The sequence below is a fragment of the Chryseobacterium daecheongense genome (assembly GCA_027920525.1).
Taxonomy (GTDB): Bacteria; Bacteroidota; Bacteroidia; order Flavobacteriales; family Weeksellaceae; genus Chryseobacterium; species Chryseobacterium proteolyticum.
On the sequence record CP115858.1, the window covers coordinates 1,015,733 to 1,031,815 of the forward strand.

Annotated in this window: 18 protein-coding genes and 1 other RNA gene; 3 read left to right on the forward strand and 16 right to left on the reverse strand. The window is 34.8% G+C overall.

The features are described 5' to 3' along the window. Positions 1 to 177 precede the first annotated feature (177 nt). Complete coding sequence (locus PFY10_04325; GenBank protein ID WBV57672.1) at positions 178 to 1,098, forward strand: bifunctional riboflavin kinase/FAD synthetase; 921 nt, start codon at positions 178 to 180, stop codon at positions 1,096 to 1,098. Here the strand turns inward: PFY10_04325 and PFY10_04330 are convergent. Next, on the reverse strand, positions 1,095 to 1,448 hold the full coding sequence (locus PFY10_04330; GenBank protein ID WBV57673.1) for an MmcQ/YjbR family DNA-binding protein: 354 nt from the start codon (positions 1,446 to 1,448) through the stop codon (positions 1,095 to 1,097). The two genes, PFY10_04325 and PFY10_04330, sit on opposite strands and share 4 nt — an antisense overlap. A 362-nt stretch (positions 1,449 to 1,810) precedes the next feature. On the opposite strand from PFY10_04330, the gene PFY10_04335 reads away from it, so the two are divergent. Continuing rightward, positions 1,811 to 2,467 (forward strand): NAD(P)H-binding protein, encoded by a 657-nt coding sequence (locus PFY10_04335; GenBank protein ID WBV57674.1) that lies wholly within the window; start codon positions 1,811 to 1,813, stop codon positions 2,465 to 2,467. Between the two features lie 105 nt (positions 2,468 to 2,572). Here the strand turns inward: PFY10_04335 and PFY10_04340 are convergent, their stop codons facing one another. The 11 genes from PFY10_04340 to PFY10_04390 form a co-directional block, all read right to left on the reverse strand. Beyond that, the gene (locus PFY10_04340) at positions 2,573 to 2,941 is read right to left on the reverse strand and encodes a VOC family protein (protein WBV58984.1); all 369 of its coding nucleotides are present in this window, start codon (positions 2,939 to 2,941) and stop codon (positions 2,573 to 2,575) included. Positions 2,942 to 3,167: 226 nt separating this feature from the next. Next, entirely contained in the window at positions 3,168 to 3,743 is a 576-nt protein-coding gene (locus PFY10_04345; protein WBV57675.1) for a glutathione peroxidase, read from the reverse strand. Between the two features lie 48 nt (positions 3,744 to 3,791). Continuing rightward, positions 3,792 to 4,454, reverse strand: a complete 663-nt coding sequence (locus PFY10_04350) for a histidine kinase (protein WBV57676.1) — start codon at positions 4,452 to 4,454, stop codon at positions 3,792 to 3,794. A gap of 139 nt (positions 4,455 to 4,593) precedes the next feature. Further along, the gene (gene kdsB / locus PFY10_04355) at positions 4,594 to 5,319 is read right to left on the reverse strand and encodes a 3-deoxy-manno-octulosonate cytidylyltransferase (GenBank protein WBV57677.1); all 726 of its coding nucleotides are present in this window, start codon (positions 5,317 to 5,319) and stop codon (positions 4,594 to 4,596) included. 57 nt (positions 5,320 to 5,376) lie between these two features. Further along, the gene (locus PFY10_04360; GenBank protein WBV57678.1) at positions 5,377 to 6,342 is read right to left on the reverse strand and encodes a phosphatase PAP2 family protein; all 966 of its coding nucleotides are present in this window, start codon (positions 6,340 to 6,342) and stop codon (positions 5,377 to 5,379) included. Positions 6,343 to 6,439: 97 nt separating this feature from the next. Then, entirely contained in the window at positions 6,440 to 7,693 is a 1,254-nt protein-coding gene (locus PFY10_04365; protein ID WBV57679.1) for an aminotransferase class I/II-fold pyridoxal phosphate-dependent enzyme, read from the reverse strand. 135 nt (positions 7,694 to 7,828) lie between these two features. Further along, positions 7,829 to 9,544: a phospho-sugar mutase gene (locus tag PFY10_04370; protein ID WBV57680.1), complete on the reverse strand. Its 1,716-nt coding sequence runs from the start codon at positions 9,542 to 9,544 to the stop codon at positions 7,829 to 7,831. Positions 9,545 to 9,734: 190 nt separating this feature from the next. Then, positions 9,735 to 10,433 (reverse strand): DUF2807 domain-containing protein, encoded by a 699-nt coding sequence (locus PFY10_04375; GenBank protein ID WBV57681.1) that lies wholly within the window; start codon positions 10,431 to 10,433, stop codon positions 9,735 to 9,737. A 6-nt stretch (positions 10,434 to 10,439) separates the two neighbouring features. Further along, positions 10,440 to 11,150 (reverse strand): DUF3667 domain-containing protein, encoded by a 711-nt coding sequence (locus PFY10_04380; GenBank protein WBV57682.1) that lies wholly within the window; start codon positions 11,148 to 11,150, stop codon positions 10,440 to 10,442. A gap of 24 nt (positions 11,151 to 11,174) precedes the next feature. Then, positions 11,175 to 12,125 (reverse strand): glycosyltransferase family 2 protein, encoded by a 951-nt coding sequence (locus tag PFY10_04385; GenBank protein ID WBV57683.1) that lies wholly within the window; start codon positions 12,123 to 12,125, stop codon positions 11,175 to 11,177. A 17-nt stretch (positions 12,126 to 12,142) separates the two neighbouring features. After that, entirely contained in the window at positions 12,143 to 12,721 is a 579-nt protein-coding gene (locus PFY10_04390; GenBank protein ID WBV57684.1) for a DUF4199 domain-containing protein, read from the reverse strand. Positions 12,722 to 12,853: 132 nt separating this feature from the next. On the opposite strand from PFY10_04390, the gene ffs reads away from it, so the two are divergent. Beyond that, positions 12,854 to 12,951, forward strand: an RNA gene (gene ffs, locus PFY10_04395) — signal recognition particle sRNA small type. 15 nt (positions 12,952 to 12,966) lie between these two features. Here ffs and PFY10_04400 read toward each other — a convergent pair. The 4 genes from PFY10_04400 to PFY10_04415 all read right to left on the reverse strand — a co-directional run bounded on the left by PFY10_04400 (position 12,967) and on the right by PFY10_04415 (position 16,047). Beyond that, the gene (locus PFY10_04400; GenBank protein ID WBV57685.1) at positions 12,967 to 13,653 is read right to left on the reverse strand and encodes a metal-dependent hydrolase; all 687 of its coding nucleotides are present in this window, start codon (positions 13,651 to 13,653) and stop codon (positions 12,967 to 12,969) included. Between the two features lie 96 nt (positions 13,654 to 13,749). After that, entirely contained in the window at positions 13,750 to 14,199 is a 450-nt protein-coding gene (locus PFY10_04405; protein ID WBV57686.1) for an SRPBCC family protein, read from the reverse strand. Between the two features lie 14 nt (positions 14,200 to 14,213). Continuing rightward, complete coding sequence (menA, locus tag PFY10_04410) at positions 14,214 to 15,143, reverse strand: 1,4-dihydroxy-2-naphthoate octaprenyltransferase (GenBank protein WBV57687.1); 930 nt, start codon at positions 15,141 to 15,143, stop codon at positions 14,214 to 14,216. A gap of 67 nt (positions 15,144 to 15,210) precedes the next feature. After that, positions 15,211 to 16,047 carry a 1,4-dihydroxy-2-naphthoyl-CoA synthase gene (locus PFY10_04415; GenBank protein WBV57688.1) on the reverse strand — a complete coding sequence of 279 codons (837 nt, stop codon included), beginning with the start codon at positions 16,045 to 16,047 and terminating at the stop codon, positions 15,211 to 15,213. Between the last annotated feature and the right edge of the window lie 36 nt (positions 16,048 to 16,083).

Below are 16,083 nucleotides of genomic sequence, written 5' to 3' on the forward strand. Positions count from 1 at the left end.
AACAAGCTGATTAAAATTTAACAATTGATAATTTATACTGTTATTCATTCACAAAAATTAAAATTGACAACAATTCTCAGACAGCAAATTATCGAAATTGTTCATTGAAAATAACTCTTACTATATAATAATAGATAATTTTAAAGGTTTTATATTTGCAGTCAAATTTTTTCCGTTTTGAAAGTTTTCAAGAATTTTAATGACTATTCCGCGCAAAAGCCTTTAGCACTGTCTTTAGGAATGTTCGACGGGGTACATTTGGGACATAAATGCATTATCGATGAACTAAAAAAAATAGGGGCAGAAAACCAGTTGGAAACTGCTATCCTTACTTTTTGGCCACATCCAAGATTTGTTTTTAATCCCAATGAAGATTTAAAACTTTTAAATACCCTGGAAGAAAAAAAATTGTTGGTTGATAAATATGGGATCAATAATTTGTTTTTAAAAGAATTTGATGAAGAATTCAGAAATCTTACAGGAGAAGAGTTTGTTCGCCAGATCCTTATAGATAAGCTGAATGTAAAATACCTTATTATAGGATACGACCACTCTTTTGGAAAAAATAAAAGCGGAAATTTTGAACTTCTCCAAAAACTGTCTAAAGAATTGGATTTTGAAGTGGAACAAATGGAAGCCATCAATATCCACGAAAATAATATCAGTTCTACCAAAATCAGAAATGCTCTCTTAGCGGGAAATATTGTAGAAGCTAATGAAATGCTTGGTTACTCCTACTCTGTTTCAGGAAAAGTAGTTCATGGCAAGAAGATAGGAAGAACTATTGGCTATCCTACCGCTAATATCAGTACCGAATCCATTAAGTTATTGCCTAAAAAAGGGGCATATATTGTTGAAGTATATATTAAAGGACAGCCATATAAAGGAATGCTCAGTATAGGAACCAATCCTACTGTAAACGGCGATGCACTAACGGTTGAAGTGTATATCCTAAATTTCAACGAGGACATCTACGATCAGGAGATCACTGTAAAATTCAGGGATTTTCTTCATGATGAAATCAAATTCGAAGGTCTTGAAAAATTGATCGAAAGATTGGATGAAGATAAAAGAATCACCGAAAATTTTGCTTTCTAATCAGCGAGAATTTCTTCTCTGGCTTTTTTCGTTAATGAAAAGAAAACAAGATCATAGGATTGATCAATCATTTTAAAAATAAGATCTCTTTTTAACCCATCCAAAGAAACTGAATTCCAATGGGTCTTATTCATGTGATAAGCACCGGTGATCTGCGGATATTGCTCCCGAAGTTCGGCACTCCATTCAGGATCGGTCTTTACGTTGATTGCTAAAGGCTGTCTTTCCAGTCCCATTAATAAAAACATTTTCGTTCCTACTTTCATCACAAGCGTTTCATTGTCAAAAGGAAAAGTTTCGGTGACTCCTTTTTTTGCAAGACAGTAATCCAATATTTCGTTGGCATCCATTTTTAATAGCTGATTGTTTTAATGGGTTATTAGTTAAAAGATGAAAATGAGAGTTTAATAGTTGATAGTTGATAGTTGATAGTTGATAGTTGATAGTTGATAGTTGATAGTTGATAGTGCAAAATTAGTGTTTATCAAGTTCTTTTAATCTTTTAATCTTTTAATCTTTTAATCTTTTAATCTTTTAATCTTTTAATCTTTTAATCTTTTAATCTTTTAATCTTTTAATCTTTTAATCTTTTAATCTTTTAATCTTTTAATCTTTTAATCTTTTAATCTTTTAATCTTTATTATTAATTTCAAATTTAGTAAATTTAGGTAGGAAAGAAAAGTTCACAACATCATCACTAATCACATTTATTATGAAAGCTTTGGTAATTGGCGCTACAGGTGCTACCGGTAAAGATTTAGTCAATCAATTACTTAACGATAAGGAATTCGATGAAGTTGATGTATTTGTCAGAAAACCTCTTGATATCAGGAGTGATAAATTAAACGTTCACATCGTAAACTTTGATGCACCGGAAGAATGGAAAGAAGCAGTAAAAGGTGATGTTGCTTTTTCCTGCCTGGGAACCACTTTGAAAACAGCTGGGAGTAAAGAAGCCCAGAGAAAAGTAGATTTCGACTATCAGTATGAATTTGCAAAAGCTGCGAAGGAAAACAATGTGGATGACTACATTCTTGTTTCTGCATACGGGGCAAATCCTAAATCTAAAATTTTCTACTCCAAAATGAAAGGCGAGCTTGAAGAAGCTGTTAAGCAACTGCATTTTAATAAAATAACCATCTTTAAACCTGGCATGCTGGAAAGAAAAGGCTCCGACAGAACGGGAGAAGTTCTCGGAAGCCGAATTATAAAATTTGCCAACAAAATTGGACTTTTGGAAAGCCAAAAGCCATTGCCAACTCATATTTTAGCCAAAGCCATGATCAATTCTTCTAAAATCAAAAGCTATGGGTATTCCAGTATAAAACTGGGAAATATATTTTGTTTTGCGGAGAAAACGAATGAATGAAAGGTTAGAGATTAGAAATTAGAGGTTAGAGGTTAGAGGTTAGAGGAAGATAATAATTTGAGGTGATAAACTTATATTTTTTGGTCTGAGCCGAAGCTCAGACTTTTACTTCGTCGTTTTACTGTTCATACTTTTCCCTAATTTTTCATATTCAACATCATTAGGCTCCCAGAGTTCGATTTTGTTTCCTTCTATATCCATGATGTGTACAAACTTTCCATATTCATAACTTTCGATCTTATCCACGATGGTTACATTTTCTTTTTTTAACTCTTCAACCAGTTTATCAAGATGTTCTACCCTATAATTGATCATGAAGTCTTTTTCTGACGGTTGAAAATATTTTGTTTTTTCACTGAAAGGACTCCACTGGCTAAATCCTTTTTTAGAGTTATCAGTCCCCTGGTACCACTCAAATACCGCTCCATATTCATTGGTGTGAAGCCCCAGGTGATCGCTATACCATTCTCTCATTTTCTTAGGATCTTTACATTTAAAAAAAATTCCACCAATCCCTGTTACTCTTTTAAGACGGTCCTCACTGCCATCAGTAGCAGATTTAAAAGCAAATCCTAATATAAAAAAAATTAGAATGCAAAGCGCAAAAATGATCTTTTTCATGAGTTACGTTTTTATTTATTTAACCATATAAAAAAAGTGGGTGAAAACACCCACTTTGTAAAAATATACTTTTTTTTGTTTACTTAAAATATTTTGTAATCGCCTGATCAGTTGGCTTCGTAGTGCTTACAAAGCTATCTACTAATTTACCGTTTTCGTCGATCAGGAATTTAGTGAAGTTCCAAAGGATCGTAGTATTCTTAACTCCGTTTAGTTCTTTTTCTGTCAGATATTTAAAAATAGGTGCTGTATCATCCCCTTTTACAGAAACTTTAGCAGCCAATGGAAAAGTTACCCCATAATTTTTCTGGCAAAATGCACCGATCTCGGTATTGGTTCCCGGTTCCTGACCTCCAAAGTTGTTGGCAGGAAAACCCACTACTACCAATTTATCTTTATATTCTTCATAAACTTTTTCCAGATCCGCATATTGTGGCGTAAATCCACATTCCGAAGCCGTATTTACAATCAGGATCTTTTTCCCTTTAAAGTCTGCAAAATTGATCTCTTTGCCATCAAGGCTTTCTACTTTGAAATCATATATTGTTTTTCCCATAAGTTCATTGGTTTTAGCTTTAGAAATTTCACTTTTTTGGTTGGTACAACTCTGTAAGAACGCTACAAAAGAAAGTAGCAATAAGAAGATCTTTTTCATGAGTAATATGATTAGTGGCAGTTTTCACTGCGTTATTTATATAGACTATTAAAATTTAAAGATATTGGCAGGAAAAACTTTGTTGATGTCTATTTTATTGATCTGCATTACAAAATCCCCATCTTTTTTAGGGCTTGAAGATTCAATTCTGAAAGGCATTAATAGATTTCCCACTTTTCTATACTCCGAATACGTTAATGTTTCATCTTTTTTTATTTCCTTCAGAAGCATATAGGTATTGGTATCAAAATAATAGAAATTTTTATTGACATTTTTTGTTAATTCTACTTTATGGCAATAAATATCTCCCACTTTCTCTTTTCCCAGATATTTAGCTTCAAAACCTTTATTCTCCCAGTCAATGAAATCATTATCAAAACTTTCGGGAATATAATTCGGATATTCCTGAACTTTATTTGTGGCATAGTTCATTGCATATCCTTTGCTTCCGTCATAGCCTTCAATCGCAGTTTCTTTATTATTAATGGTAAGAACTGTTTTAGTGAGATTCGGGCGTTGCTGATAAATTTTTATCGGATATTCATCTTTGATCCCCAAAATTACTTTCCCTTGAAGTAATACTGAATTTAACAGCTTCCAATTTGTCAGTCCGCCTGATAGTTCAATATTTTTATCGATAATTTCCTTAGCGGTCTGTGCAAAAGTAATTTGTGAATAAATCAGTACGAATACTAAAAGTAATTTCTTCATTAATTCAATTTATAATTCAAATATAAGGCGAATTTGTAAGAAAGCAAATTTGTGAAAATGTAAAATCGTACTCATTTAACAATTTTACAAATTTGCTATGTAGCAATTCAGCCCTGCTTCCTTTTTGCCTGTTGGTAATTTAGTTGATCAATTTTCTTGCTTTTTCCAAATCCTCAGGTGTATCAATTCCAACTCCAATAAAGTTGGTCTCTATTAATTTAATTTTCATCCCATATTCCAGGTAACGGATACATTCTATTTTTTCCGAAATTTCTAAAGGTTTCATTTCCAGTTTAGAAAACTGCAGCAATGCATGCTTCCTGAATGCATATACTCCAATGTGCTTGAAATAATCTACAGCATACGAGATCTCCCTGTGGTAAGGAATAACTGAGCGGCTAAAGTATAATGCAAAACCATTATTATCGGTAATAACTTTCACATTATTTGGATTTTCAATTTCCTCCTTTTCAGTCAGCTTTATCTTCAGGGAAGCTAATGAAATTTCCTGATTCTGGTCTTCTTTAAAAACTTCAATCAGCTGTTTTAGAGGTTCTGTCTTTAAAAAAGGCTCATCACCCTGCACATTGATCACAATATCACAATCTATATGCTGAACTGCCTCCGCAATACGGTCACTTCCTGTTTCATGCTGCCCGGTCATTACGGCCTTTCCTCCATTATTAATAATCTCATTATAAATAATCTCAGAATCACACGCTACAAAAACTTCATCAAATAAACCCGTTTCCAGAACATTCTGATAGGTGGTCGTAATTACTGTTTTACCACCTAAAATCTGCATTAATTTTCCGGGAAACCGGCTTGCTTCGTAACGGGCGGGAATAACTGCTATGATCTTCATTGAACGATTCTTATTATTTTAATTTTTTTTAAATATAAGCAAAATATGGACTTCTTCTTAAAAAGAAACGTTTACTCCCAACATATTATAGCCTAGATTCGTAGAAGCAATAAAATTCAATTTATATTTTACTTTTCCTGTACTTGCTCCTGAAACTGTATATCTGTTTTTCGAAATGGTTTTCCCTATAAAATATCCCATTAGCAAGGCTAAAGGATAATCCGATGCCCAGTGAACCTGGCTTTGCATCATCTGAAAAGCCATCGCTCCTGCCAATGTATATCCTACTGGTTTAATCCATACTGCGTCAGGATAATTATCTGCAATCACCGTGATAGCCGACATAAATGTTGTTAAATGTCCCGATGGCATCGCATCATAACTTGATGTGTTTTTAGCAAAAGCTGCAAAGCTTGGAAAAGGAGTCCAGTGTCCTCCGGGATTACCTTTTTCTATTGCTATAAAAGGACTTTCCCTACCTGTAATCCTCTTTATTGTTTGTGAAAAAACACCGGAAAGCAATAAACTTTCCATTAAACCACTGGCGGTTGCCTGAGCCCTGTAGTCATCTTTTATCCAACCATACGTCGCAAAACCTATCCCTAACAATACAACTGTAGAGCCATTACCGATGAGATATAAACCTGAGCCGATATCTTTCGGTATTTTTATAACTCCTCCGATTTTACTGTAATTGTTATCGGCACTCATCCCCCATTTTTCACCCAGCTCTCTTGAATTATCAATCAATTTCTGATCGAATGGAATAAGCACCAAAGTACTTGCTATTGCACCTCCTAAGTAATAAGCATGATCCTTTGCAACAAAGTCCTTATTAGTATCTATAAAATCTTTCGGAGCCCTGGTAATAAATTCGAAAAGCTTAGGCTTATGATAGGTTCGCACAGAACCGTCTTTGAGAATATAGCTCTGTGATTTTAACGATTTTTCGATGGTGCTGTCTTTTTTCTGCGACCATACCATTACTGATATAGGTAATAACAGCCATTTAATTTTTTTCACTTTGTGTTTTTTTTGATACCCGCAATCAGCTAGCCGGTTCATGAGACTTTCAACAGAAACAAAAGTTCATTACAACAACTGATTGCGGGTTTTTATTTTATTTTAAATTGCTTAATGCCTGCTCTAATTTTGGCATCATTACTTCAATTTCGTTTACTGCTAATCCTCCTACAGAAGCACGGAACCAAGGTTCAGATTTTTCTTCTCCGAAGGCAGAGAAAGGAACTAAAGCTACACCCGCTTCATTGATTAAATAAAAAACAAGATCAGATGAATTTTCTATAGTGTTCCCATCCGGTTTCGTTTTTCCGATATAATCCAACTTGATCGTAAGGTAAAGGGCTCCCATAGGCTCAATGCTTTCCACGGCTAATCCTTTGCCTTTTAAATCCTGGATTCCTTTATGAAGAACTTTAAGGCTTTCTTCCAGTTTTCCTTTAAATTCATCAACAAAAGTATTTACATCTTCAGAGTTCTGGTAATATTTAGCTGTTGCCTCCTGCTCTGGCTTAGGTGCCCAAGCTCCTACGTGTGTAAGCAAAGCTTTCATTTTATCGATAATATGAGATGGCCCGAACCCCCATCCTACACGCACTCCTGTTGCAGCAAGACATTTTGAGATCCCATCAATATAAATCGTATAGTCTTTCATTTCAGGGAATAGAGAAACGGGATCATAATGTTTAGCATCAAAAGTAAGATTCGAGTAGATTTGGTCATACATCAGATATAAAGGCTTTTCATCAGCGCCTCTTTTTTTATTTTCTTCGATGATGAGTTCGCAGATTTCAGAAAGCTGGTCTTTTGTAAACATCGTTCCTGTTGGGTTCAATGGCGAACAAAGCGCTAATAAAACAGCACCACTTAAGTGAGGTTTAAGATCAGCAGCAGTAGGTAAAAAGTTATTTTCAGGAGTCGTCTTCACCTCAATAGCATCAGCAGAAGTAAGATACGCATAATGATTATTATTCCAAGAAGGAATAGGATAAATAACTTTATCACCTTCATCCACAATCGTCTTATACACTGCATAAATCAAAGGTCTAGATCCTGCAGTAATTAAAATATCATTGGCTGAATACTCCAGATTCCATCTTGATTTAAGATCTTTTAAAACTTCATTTCTTAAAGATAAAAGTCCGTTTGCAGGCGGATAATTCGTCAGATTATTCTGATAAGCTTTCTGAATCTCCTCCTTTAACTTTGCAGGTATCGGATAGATATTAGAATTCAGGTCACCAATAGTAAGATTGGCTATCTCCGCTCCTTTTGCCTTTAAATCATTTACTTCATTACCAATTTTTACAATTTCAGAACCAATCAGGTTCGCCGCTAATTTTGAAACTTTCACTTTATTTAAATATTTATTGTTTTTGACTAATGTTATATGTTATTAAGTATAAGTTATAAATTTTGTTTTTAATTAGAGAGCTCTTTCCTAATACTCTCATTTATAAATGTATAAACCAATTTATAACTTTCATTTTCAGTCTAGTTTAAGATCTGCTTTTACCTGATCAATTTTCTCATCCAAAGATTTTAATTTATCTCTGAAATCAGCTTCGGAAGTAATCATATCTTTTACCGAAATATAAAACTTGATCTTTGGTTCTGTTCCGGAAGGTCTTACACAAACTTTAGTTCCATCCTGAGTATAGTAAATCAATACATTGGATTTTGGAATTTCATTCATAACCTGTTTTTCATTTTTAGAAACAATAAAATGGGTTTGTTCCTTAAAATCTTTAATATCTTCAACCAAAGACCCCGCGATTTCTTTTGGAGGGTTTTCTCGGAAATTTTTCATCATGTTCTGAATTTCTTCAGCTCCGTCCTTACCTTTTCTGACAAGATTCACCAATCCCTCATAGTACATTCCTGTCTCCTGATATATCTCAATCATATATTGATACATCGTTCTGCCATTGGCTTTGCACCATGCTGCAATTTCGCACGCCAAAAGAATACTTCCACAAGAATCTTTATCACGAACAAAATCCCCGGTCATAAAACCAAAGCTTTCTTCTCCTCCGCAAACAAACTTTTCTTTTCCCTCAGCTTCACGGATCATTTTTCCGATCCATTTAAACCCAGTAAGACCTGCCTTACAGGCAACCCCAAATTTTTGGGCAATATCAAAGAAAATATCTGACGTAACAATCGTAGAACCAATAAACTCTTTTCCAGTGATCTTATCCAGTTTTCTCCATTCATTTAGAATATAATACGTAAGAATAGTATTGGTTTGATTACCATTCAGCAGTTGCATTTCTCCATCAAGGTTTCTCACTGCAATTCCCAATCTGTCACCATCCGGATCTGTTCCAATCACAATATCAGCATTGGTAATTTTTGCAAGATCCATTGCCATTTCCAATGCAGCAGGCTCTTCAGGGTTTGGGGAAGCTACAGTAGTAAAGTTTCCGCTAGGAATCATCTGTTCTTTTACAAGATCCACTTTTTTGAATCCTGCTTTTTCCAAAGCCTTCGGAACCGTTGTATAAGTTGTTCCGTGAATGGATGTAAAGACAATATTCAGGTTCTCTTTTCCAACATTCTGATACGTGGAATTCTCAATACAGGCATCAATATAAACATCATCCTGCTCTGCCCCGATCCATTCAATAAGATCATCGTTCCCGTCAAATTTAATTTCATCAAATTTCACAGAATACACCTCATTGATAATTGCTTCATCATGAGGCGGAACAATTTGAGCTCCATCATTCCAGTATACTTTATATCCATTATATTCCGGTGGATTGTGAGAAGCCGTAAGTACAATACCCCCGTTACATTTTTTATCACGAACGGTAAAAGACAATTCCGGCGTAGGTCTGTGATCTTTAAAAAGCAATACCTTAATTCCATTAGCCGTTAAAACATCAGCTACCAGTTTTCCAAATTCTTTGGAATTATGACGAACGTCATAAGCGATAGCTACTTTAATTTCCTCATTGGGAAATTGCTTTAACATATAGTTCGCAAGTCCTTGTGTAGCTTGACCTAAAGTGTATTTATTTAAACGATTCGTTCCAACCCCCATAATTCCTCTCATACCTCCGGTTCCAAATTCCAGTTCCCTGTAAAAAGAATCTTCCAGATCAGGAGAATTACTATCAATTAATAATTTCACAGCATCTCTCGTTTCCTGATCAAACGTTTCACTTAACCAAAGTTTCGCTTTTTCTAATGTTGTCATATTTGTATCTTATTTAAGCTGGAAGTCTGATGTCGGAGGCCTTTCAGCTGTCTCCATATCAACTTTTGCAGCGTATATTTATTATTCTTTTATTGCATTTCTGTATACATTTCTTTACAACTTTATTCAGAAATATATTTTCTATTCTTTTTTATAAACAATTACATGCTCTCCTAACTTTCAGCTTCTATTATAGCGTCTTATTTTCAACCTTTGTTGTTTTATCAATTTTGAAAGCGCGGATAGGATCATTATAATATAAAAACTTTGCTGTATTCTGAATATGTCCTTTAAGAGAATCTTTTACATTAACTTCAGCATAATTCCCGTTTTTAGAATCAATATTCAGGTTGGTGATTTTCCAATACGGAGCAATCAGGCTAGCCGTATCAGAAATCTTTATTACTGCATTTTTAGTTTCTCCTAAAAAATTGGCCCTACTCCTGTCCACCATCTCTATTTCCGCTCTTCTTGTGTTCACTGAACCCATAAATGTAGCGTTATTCTTTAAATTAAGCTTAAAATTATCTGTTTTTATTTCACTCGAAATATTCATTTCTACAGAATCTGAAATGGAAACTTTTTCAAGATTATATTTTGAATAAATGGTCACATTATAAAAATCAACTCCCTTTGTTCCTCTTTTTTCTTTTATTGAAAGAGTTTTGTCTTTCACATCTACATCTAAATTATTGGCAACATTTGGATAAGTCTCTATTTCAACAAAATTTTTAGGTCCTCTTGCATAAAATACCCTAAATTTCCCGTTAAGGTCCAGGTTGACAAATTCAGAAACATTCACATCTTTTCTCTCAATATTTCCTTTGGGTGAAACTTTTCCACAAGAAATTACGGCTACAAGCACAAATATGTACAATATATTTTTCATACTTACTTAAAATATTTTATATAAAACTGCAATTATTGCAAGACTTTCTATTCCCATTACCACATAAAGAATTGATACTCTCACCATTAAACCTGGTTTTGAGTATGATTTTTTAAAAGCATTCCAATAAGTGATTGCAGGAAAGAGAATAAAAAGAACGAATAAAATTTTATCAGCAATATCAGTAATTTTTGATAAAGGCTTCCATAAACCCATAAAACTTACGATATCATCTAGCAAAAATATAACTAAAATTCCTAAAAGACTTACTGTTCCAAGGATAAAATGCTCACCAAGATTCAATTTTACCTTTTTAAAAATAAAAAAAGCGTTAACTGCGAGCATTGGGATAATAACAAAGAGGATTGTTTTGGAGTATCTCGCAAAAAAAGTTCTTACTTCAGAAGATTCAGGAATTGCTTCTTTCGTTGCAAATTTTTCGTAAAAATGTAAGGTCAGGACATTAAAGCTAAAAAGAATCAGCAACAACGAAATAAAGTTGTAATATCTGATTCTTTTTCCTGCTATATAATCCATTGCTGTTTTCCCGGGCCGAAACAAAATACTCTTTATTGTTTTGAAAAAACGGGTTTCTACATGCCAGATGGATCCTAAGATGTCATTTTTAATAAGTGAGATATGAGTTATTCTTGTTGTGTCGGTCTTCTGTCCGCAATGAGCACAAAACTCACCGGAGATTGTATAACCGCAGTTCAAACAACTCTTTTTAACCATATCCTATTAAATCACTTCATCAATATTATAATTTTTATGTTCTCTATTAGTCCTGATGATCATTTCTCCTAAGAAGCCGGCAATAAAAAGCAATGTTCCCATAATCATCATGGTTAAAGCAATAAAGAACCATGGATTATTGGTAATCAGATGGCCGTAAATTCCTCTGGAGACATCAATTAATTTCGAAACACCCAGCCAAAATGCCGAAAGGAATCCAAAAATAAACATAGTGGTTCCCACCGCTCCAAAAAAATGCATAGGTCTTCCTCCGAAACGGCTTACAAACCAAAGTGTTACTAAATCCAGAAATCCCCGGATAAACCTTTCGGTACCAAATTTGGAAGTCCCGTAAGGCCGGGCCTGATGACGGACTTCTTTTTCCGTAATCCTTTTGAATCCTGCATTCGCAGCCAGAACCGGAATGTATCGATGCATATCTCCATATACATCAATAGATTTAACGACCTGTTTTTTATATGCCTTCAAACCACAATTGAAATCGTGCAGCTCCACTCCTGAAACTTTTCTAGCAGCAGCATTGAAAAGTTTAGACGGAACATTTTTGGTCATTACATTGTCAAAGCGTTTCTTTTTCCACCCTGAAACAATGTCGTAATTATCTTCAACGACCATTTTATAAAGATCAGGAATCTCTTCAGGAAAATCCTGTAAATCAGCATCCATTGTAATGATCACATCTCCGTGTGCTCGTTCAAACGCTGCATGCAATGCCTGGGATTTCCCATAATTTCTGGAAAATTTAATTCCATGAATCTGTGGATGCTGTACCTTCAGATTTTCGATAATGCTCCAGGACAAATCCGTACTTCCATCATCTACAAACCAGATTTCATAGGATAAATTGTTCGTTGCGCAAACCAGATCAATCCTTGAAAACAGCTCTTCAAGAGAGTCTTCTTCATTAAGTAGCGGAATAATTATAGATAAGTTCATTTAATTTTTATAAAGATTTATTGATGAATCGTTTTTGTTCTGAAAAACGCTCCGAAAAACAGGGACAAAACTACGTAAAATATAAGAATTGCTGCAAAATATCCTGAAAAATGACTTGCAGTAAGCATATCTTTTCCTTTTACAGCTTGTGGAGAAAAGCTTTGACTTCTCTCTTTGTATTTTTGATCTAATTCATCAATGTCTTTCTGATGTTTCAAAATCTTTCTTGCAGACTGATATTCAGAATCTAATTCAGATTTTTGTCTTTCAACATACTGGTAATTTAACAGTTTTTTAGCATCTTTATCAACAAAATTCAGGAACAGGTAAATGCTAAATATGGAAAGAATTCCACCAATAAACATGGGCACAAAAGATCTCTTGAAAGCTTCTCTGAAACCCATTTTATGGGTATTCCAACGTGATTTAACAGACCAGAATGCTCCTCCTGCATAAATAACAGGCAATACGAAAGCATTGATTTTGAGGGATGTATCAAAATAATGAATTCCTGAGAAGAAGTAGTATGCTACAAAAAAAACAATCATTGTAGCGATAAATAGTATAATTCCTATAGTGGATGGACTTTTCGTCATATTCTTATTTTTAGAAAAATTTTAGAAAAATTATTACCCTAAATTTCAGCAATTTAGCACCAGTAAAGCTTTTTTTCGTTCATTTTTCTGTAATATTATTTTCAAATTTATAATTAATTCCTATCTTTGCACCGGCAAGTCCTACACAACCAGCTCCTGAGAATCCTCCAGGGTGGGAACACAGCAAAGGTAATCGGTCGTAGCGGTGTGATGTAGGTAGCTTGCCATTTTTTATTTCCCTTAGTTTAAAATTCAAACTCCTCTCCCAATTTCGGTAAAACAAGCTCTACATTTTTATCACTAAAATGTTTTAAAGCACTTTCATGATTTATTTCAATAGCCGGGAAAGTATCAAAATGACATCCTATTACTTTTGGTGTTTTTAGCAATTCAGAAGCTGCAAAGGCCGCTTTTCTCGGGCACATTGTATAATGGCTTCCAATTGGTAAAATGGACAAATCAATGTTTCCGTAAAGCCTTGGAAATAATTCCATATCTGCCATTACCCCTGTATCCCCTGCCAGATAAATATTCTTACCTTCAGGTAATCTGAAAATATATCCCACAGGAACACCTCCATAGCTTCCATCAGGGAAAGAACTAGTATGGTGAGCCGGAACCATGGAAATTTTAAGATCGTCGATTTTTGCCGATCCTCCTAAGTTCACATCATCTTTGTTTTTTGCAGCCTTGAAGTATCCACACACTTCAGGCACCCCGATAACGGTAGCTTCTGGATGATATTCCAAAACTTCCGCCACATCTGCTATATGATCACCATGAGCGTGGGTCAGCAGGATATAATCGATTTTCTGGGCAGAAATATCAAATCCGGACTCTGCTTTTTTATAATTATAAAAAGGATCACTTAAAATAGTCTTATCCTTGTATGTGAACAAAAAACAATTTTGTCCTAAGAATTGTATTTTCATTTTGATTTTATTTTAATTATGTTAAATATAATTTTCAAGTATTTCTAAATAATGTTTCAAAGATTGTTGATATTGAATAAACAAAGAATACATTACTTATTTTTGGGGAAATTTATCTTCAATCAGTCTGAGGTTAATGCCATGTTCCAGATATGCTTTACAACCGTCTAAAACTGTCGTAAAACCACCCGTATTATCATTAATTGTCTTTAAAAGATCTTCACCTGTCTGGGTAAATCCATAGCTTTTAATCACAACCAAAGTCCCTTTTTCCATTTCTTTGAATTCATAATCCACATTAGATGAGGGATCACCCCATCCTGTTTTGATAAGATGATTGGGAATGATTTTATGAACAGTGACATTATTTTTCACTCCATACATTTCCCATTCCCAGGTAATTGTTTTACCTTCTTCAAGTCTTCCGCTCGATTTCGTAAACCAAAATTGAGTGGTTAGTTCAGGATTAATAAATGCTTCAAACACCTCATGAACAGGTTTTCTGATAAGCATTTGAGCTTCAACGAATGCAGGAGAATTACTCATACTGATTAATTTGTTTAGTTAAAAAAATTAAGTCCAATTGCTGTCAGTACAGCCATAGTAAACGTAAGGATACCCACTTGTTTCAAATACTGATCAAGTTCTTTAGGCTCCTTTACAGACATTATTTTCCTTCTCAGTTTAGCAAACGGGATTAACAGGATCATTACAATGAATACATAGTAATTTTGCGACTGTATGAAACCGTTTATCCCTAAAAAGATAAGGATTAAAATCAGAGGAAGCTGCAAAAGGATCATCTCATAAATCATTGCATTCCTGAAACCTAATCTTAAAGCAAAGCTGTTCTTCCCAGATAATCGATCCGTTTCAATATCCCTCATATTATTAAGATTTAAAACAGCCATACTCATCATTCCAACTGCCGTTCCCGGCAATAAGATATCCCAGCTGAATGTTTTTGTGAACAGAAAATAACTTCCGCAAACAGAAACCAAACCAAAAAAGATAAATACAAAAACGTCTCCCAATCCCATATACCCGTAAGGTTTCTTACCTACAGTATAGCCGATTGCCGCTAAAATACTTGCAACTCCCAGACCTATAAAAATGTAAAACTCATTCATATAATCGGGAATAAAAGCAACGTACAGCAAAACAACAGTTGCTATAAAGGACAAGGTTGAAAATAAGATCACTGCATTCTTCATTTGCTTTGCTGTAATCTTTCCTGAAGCTACTGCTCGACTTTCGGCCTCACTGATTCTTTTTGCATCTGTCCCTTTTACGCCGTCACCATAATCATTGGCATAGTTTGATAAGATCTGATAAAGAAGGGTTACCAGCAGGGCTAAAGCAAAAATCTTCCAATCCCAGGTCCCTCCTTCACCGTATAATTTCCATTTTGCAATGAAACTACCCATAATAATTCCGCTCAAAGAAAGCGGTAAAGTTCTTAGCCTTGCGGCTTTTATCCAATCTTTCATAGTTATAATTGATAAGCGATAATTGATAAATGATACCGTGATCATTTATCAACTATCATTTATATTTTTATGATATCCATTGATTTTCCCCGAAGTCAGGTTTTCTTTTTTCCAGGAATGCATTTCTCCCTTCCTGAGCTTCTTCAGTCATATAAGCCAAACGGGTAGCTTCTCCTGCAAAAACCTGTTGTCCCACCATTCCATCGTCAGTTAAGTTCATTGCGAATTTCAGCATTCTGATGGAAGTCGGAGATTTGGCTAAAATTTCCTGTGCCCATTCATAAGCTGTATCTTCTAATTCTTCATGTGGAATAACGGCATTCACCATTCCCATCTCCAAAGCTTCCTGGGCAGAATAGTTTCTTCCTAAAAAGAAAATTTCACGGGCCTTTTTCTGGCCTACCATTTTTGCAAGATATGCAGAACCATAACCACCATCGAAGCTTGTAACGTCAGCATCCGTTTGTTTGAAAATAGCATGTTCCTTACTAGCTAGCGTGAGATCACAAACCACATGAAGCGAATGTCCTCCACCTACTGCCCAACCCGGAACAACGGCAATTACTACCTTAGGCATAAAACGGATTAAACGCTGAACTTCTAAGATATTCAGACGATGTCTTCCATCTTCACCTACATACCCTTGATGTCCTCTTGCTTTTTGGTCTCCTCCACTACAGAAAGCCCATCCTCCGTCTTTAGGACTTGGTCCTTCTCCTGAAAGCAAAACAACACCTATTGAAGAGTCTTCATAAGCGTCATAAAAAGCATCATATAATTCTGAAGTTGTCTTAGGTCTGAAAGCATTACGAACCTCCGGTCTGTTGAAAGCAATTCGAGCTACACCATTGCATTTTTTATAGGTAATATCTTCGTATTCTTTAGCGGTTTTCCACTCAATCATCTTGTAAAAATTTTTCTCAAAGATACGGAATTGCAG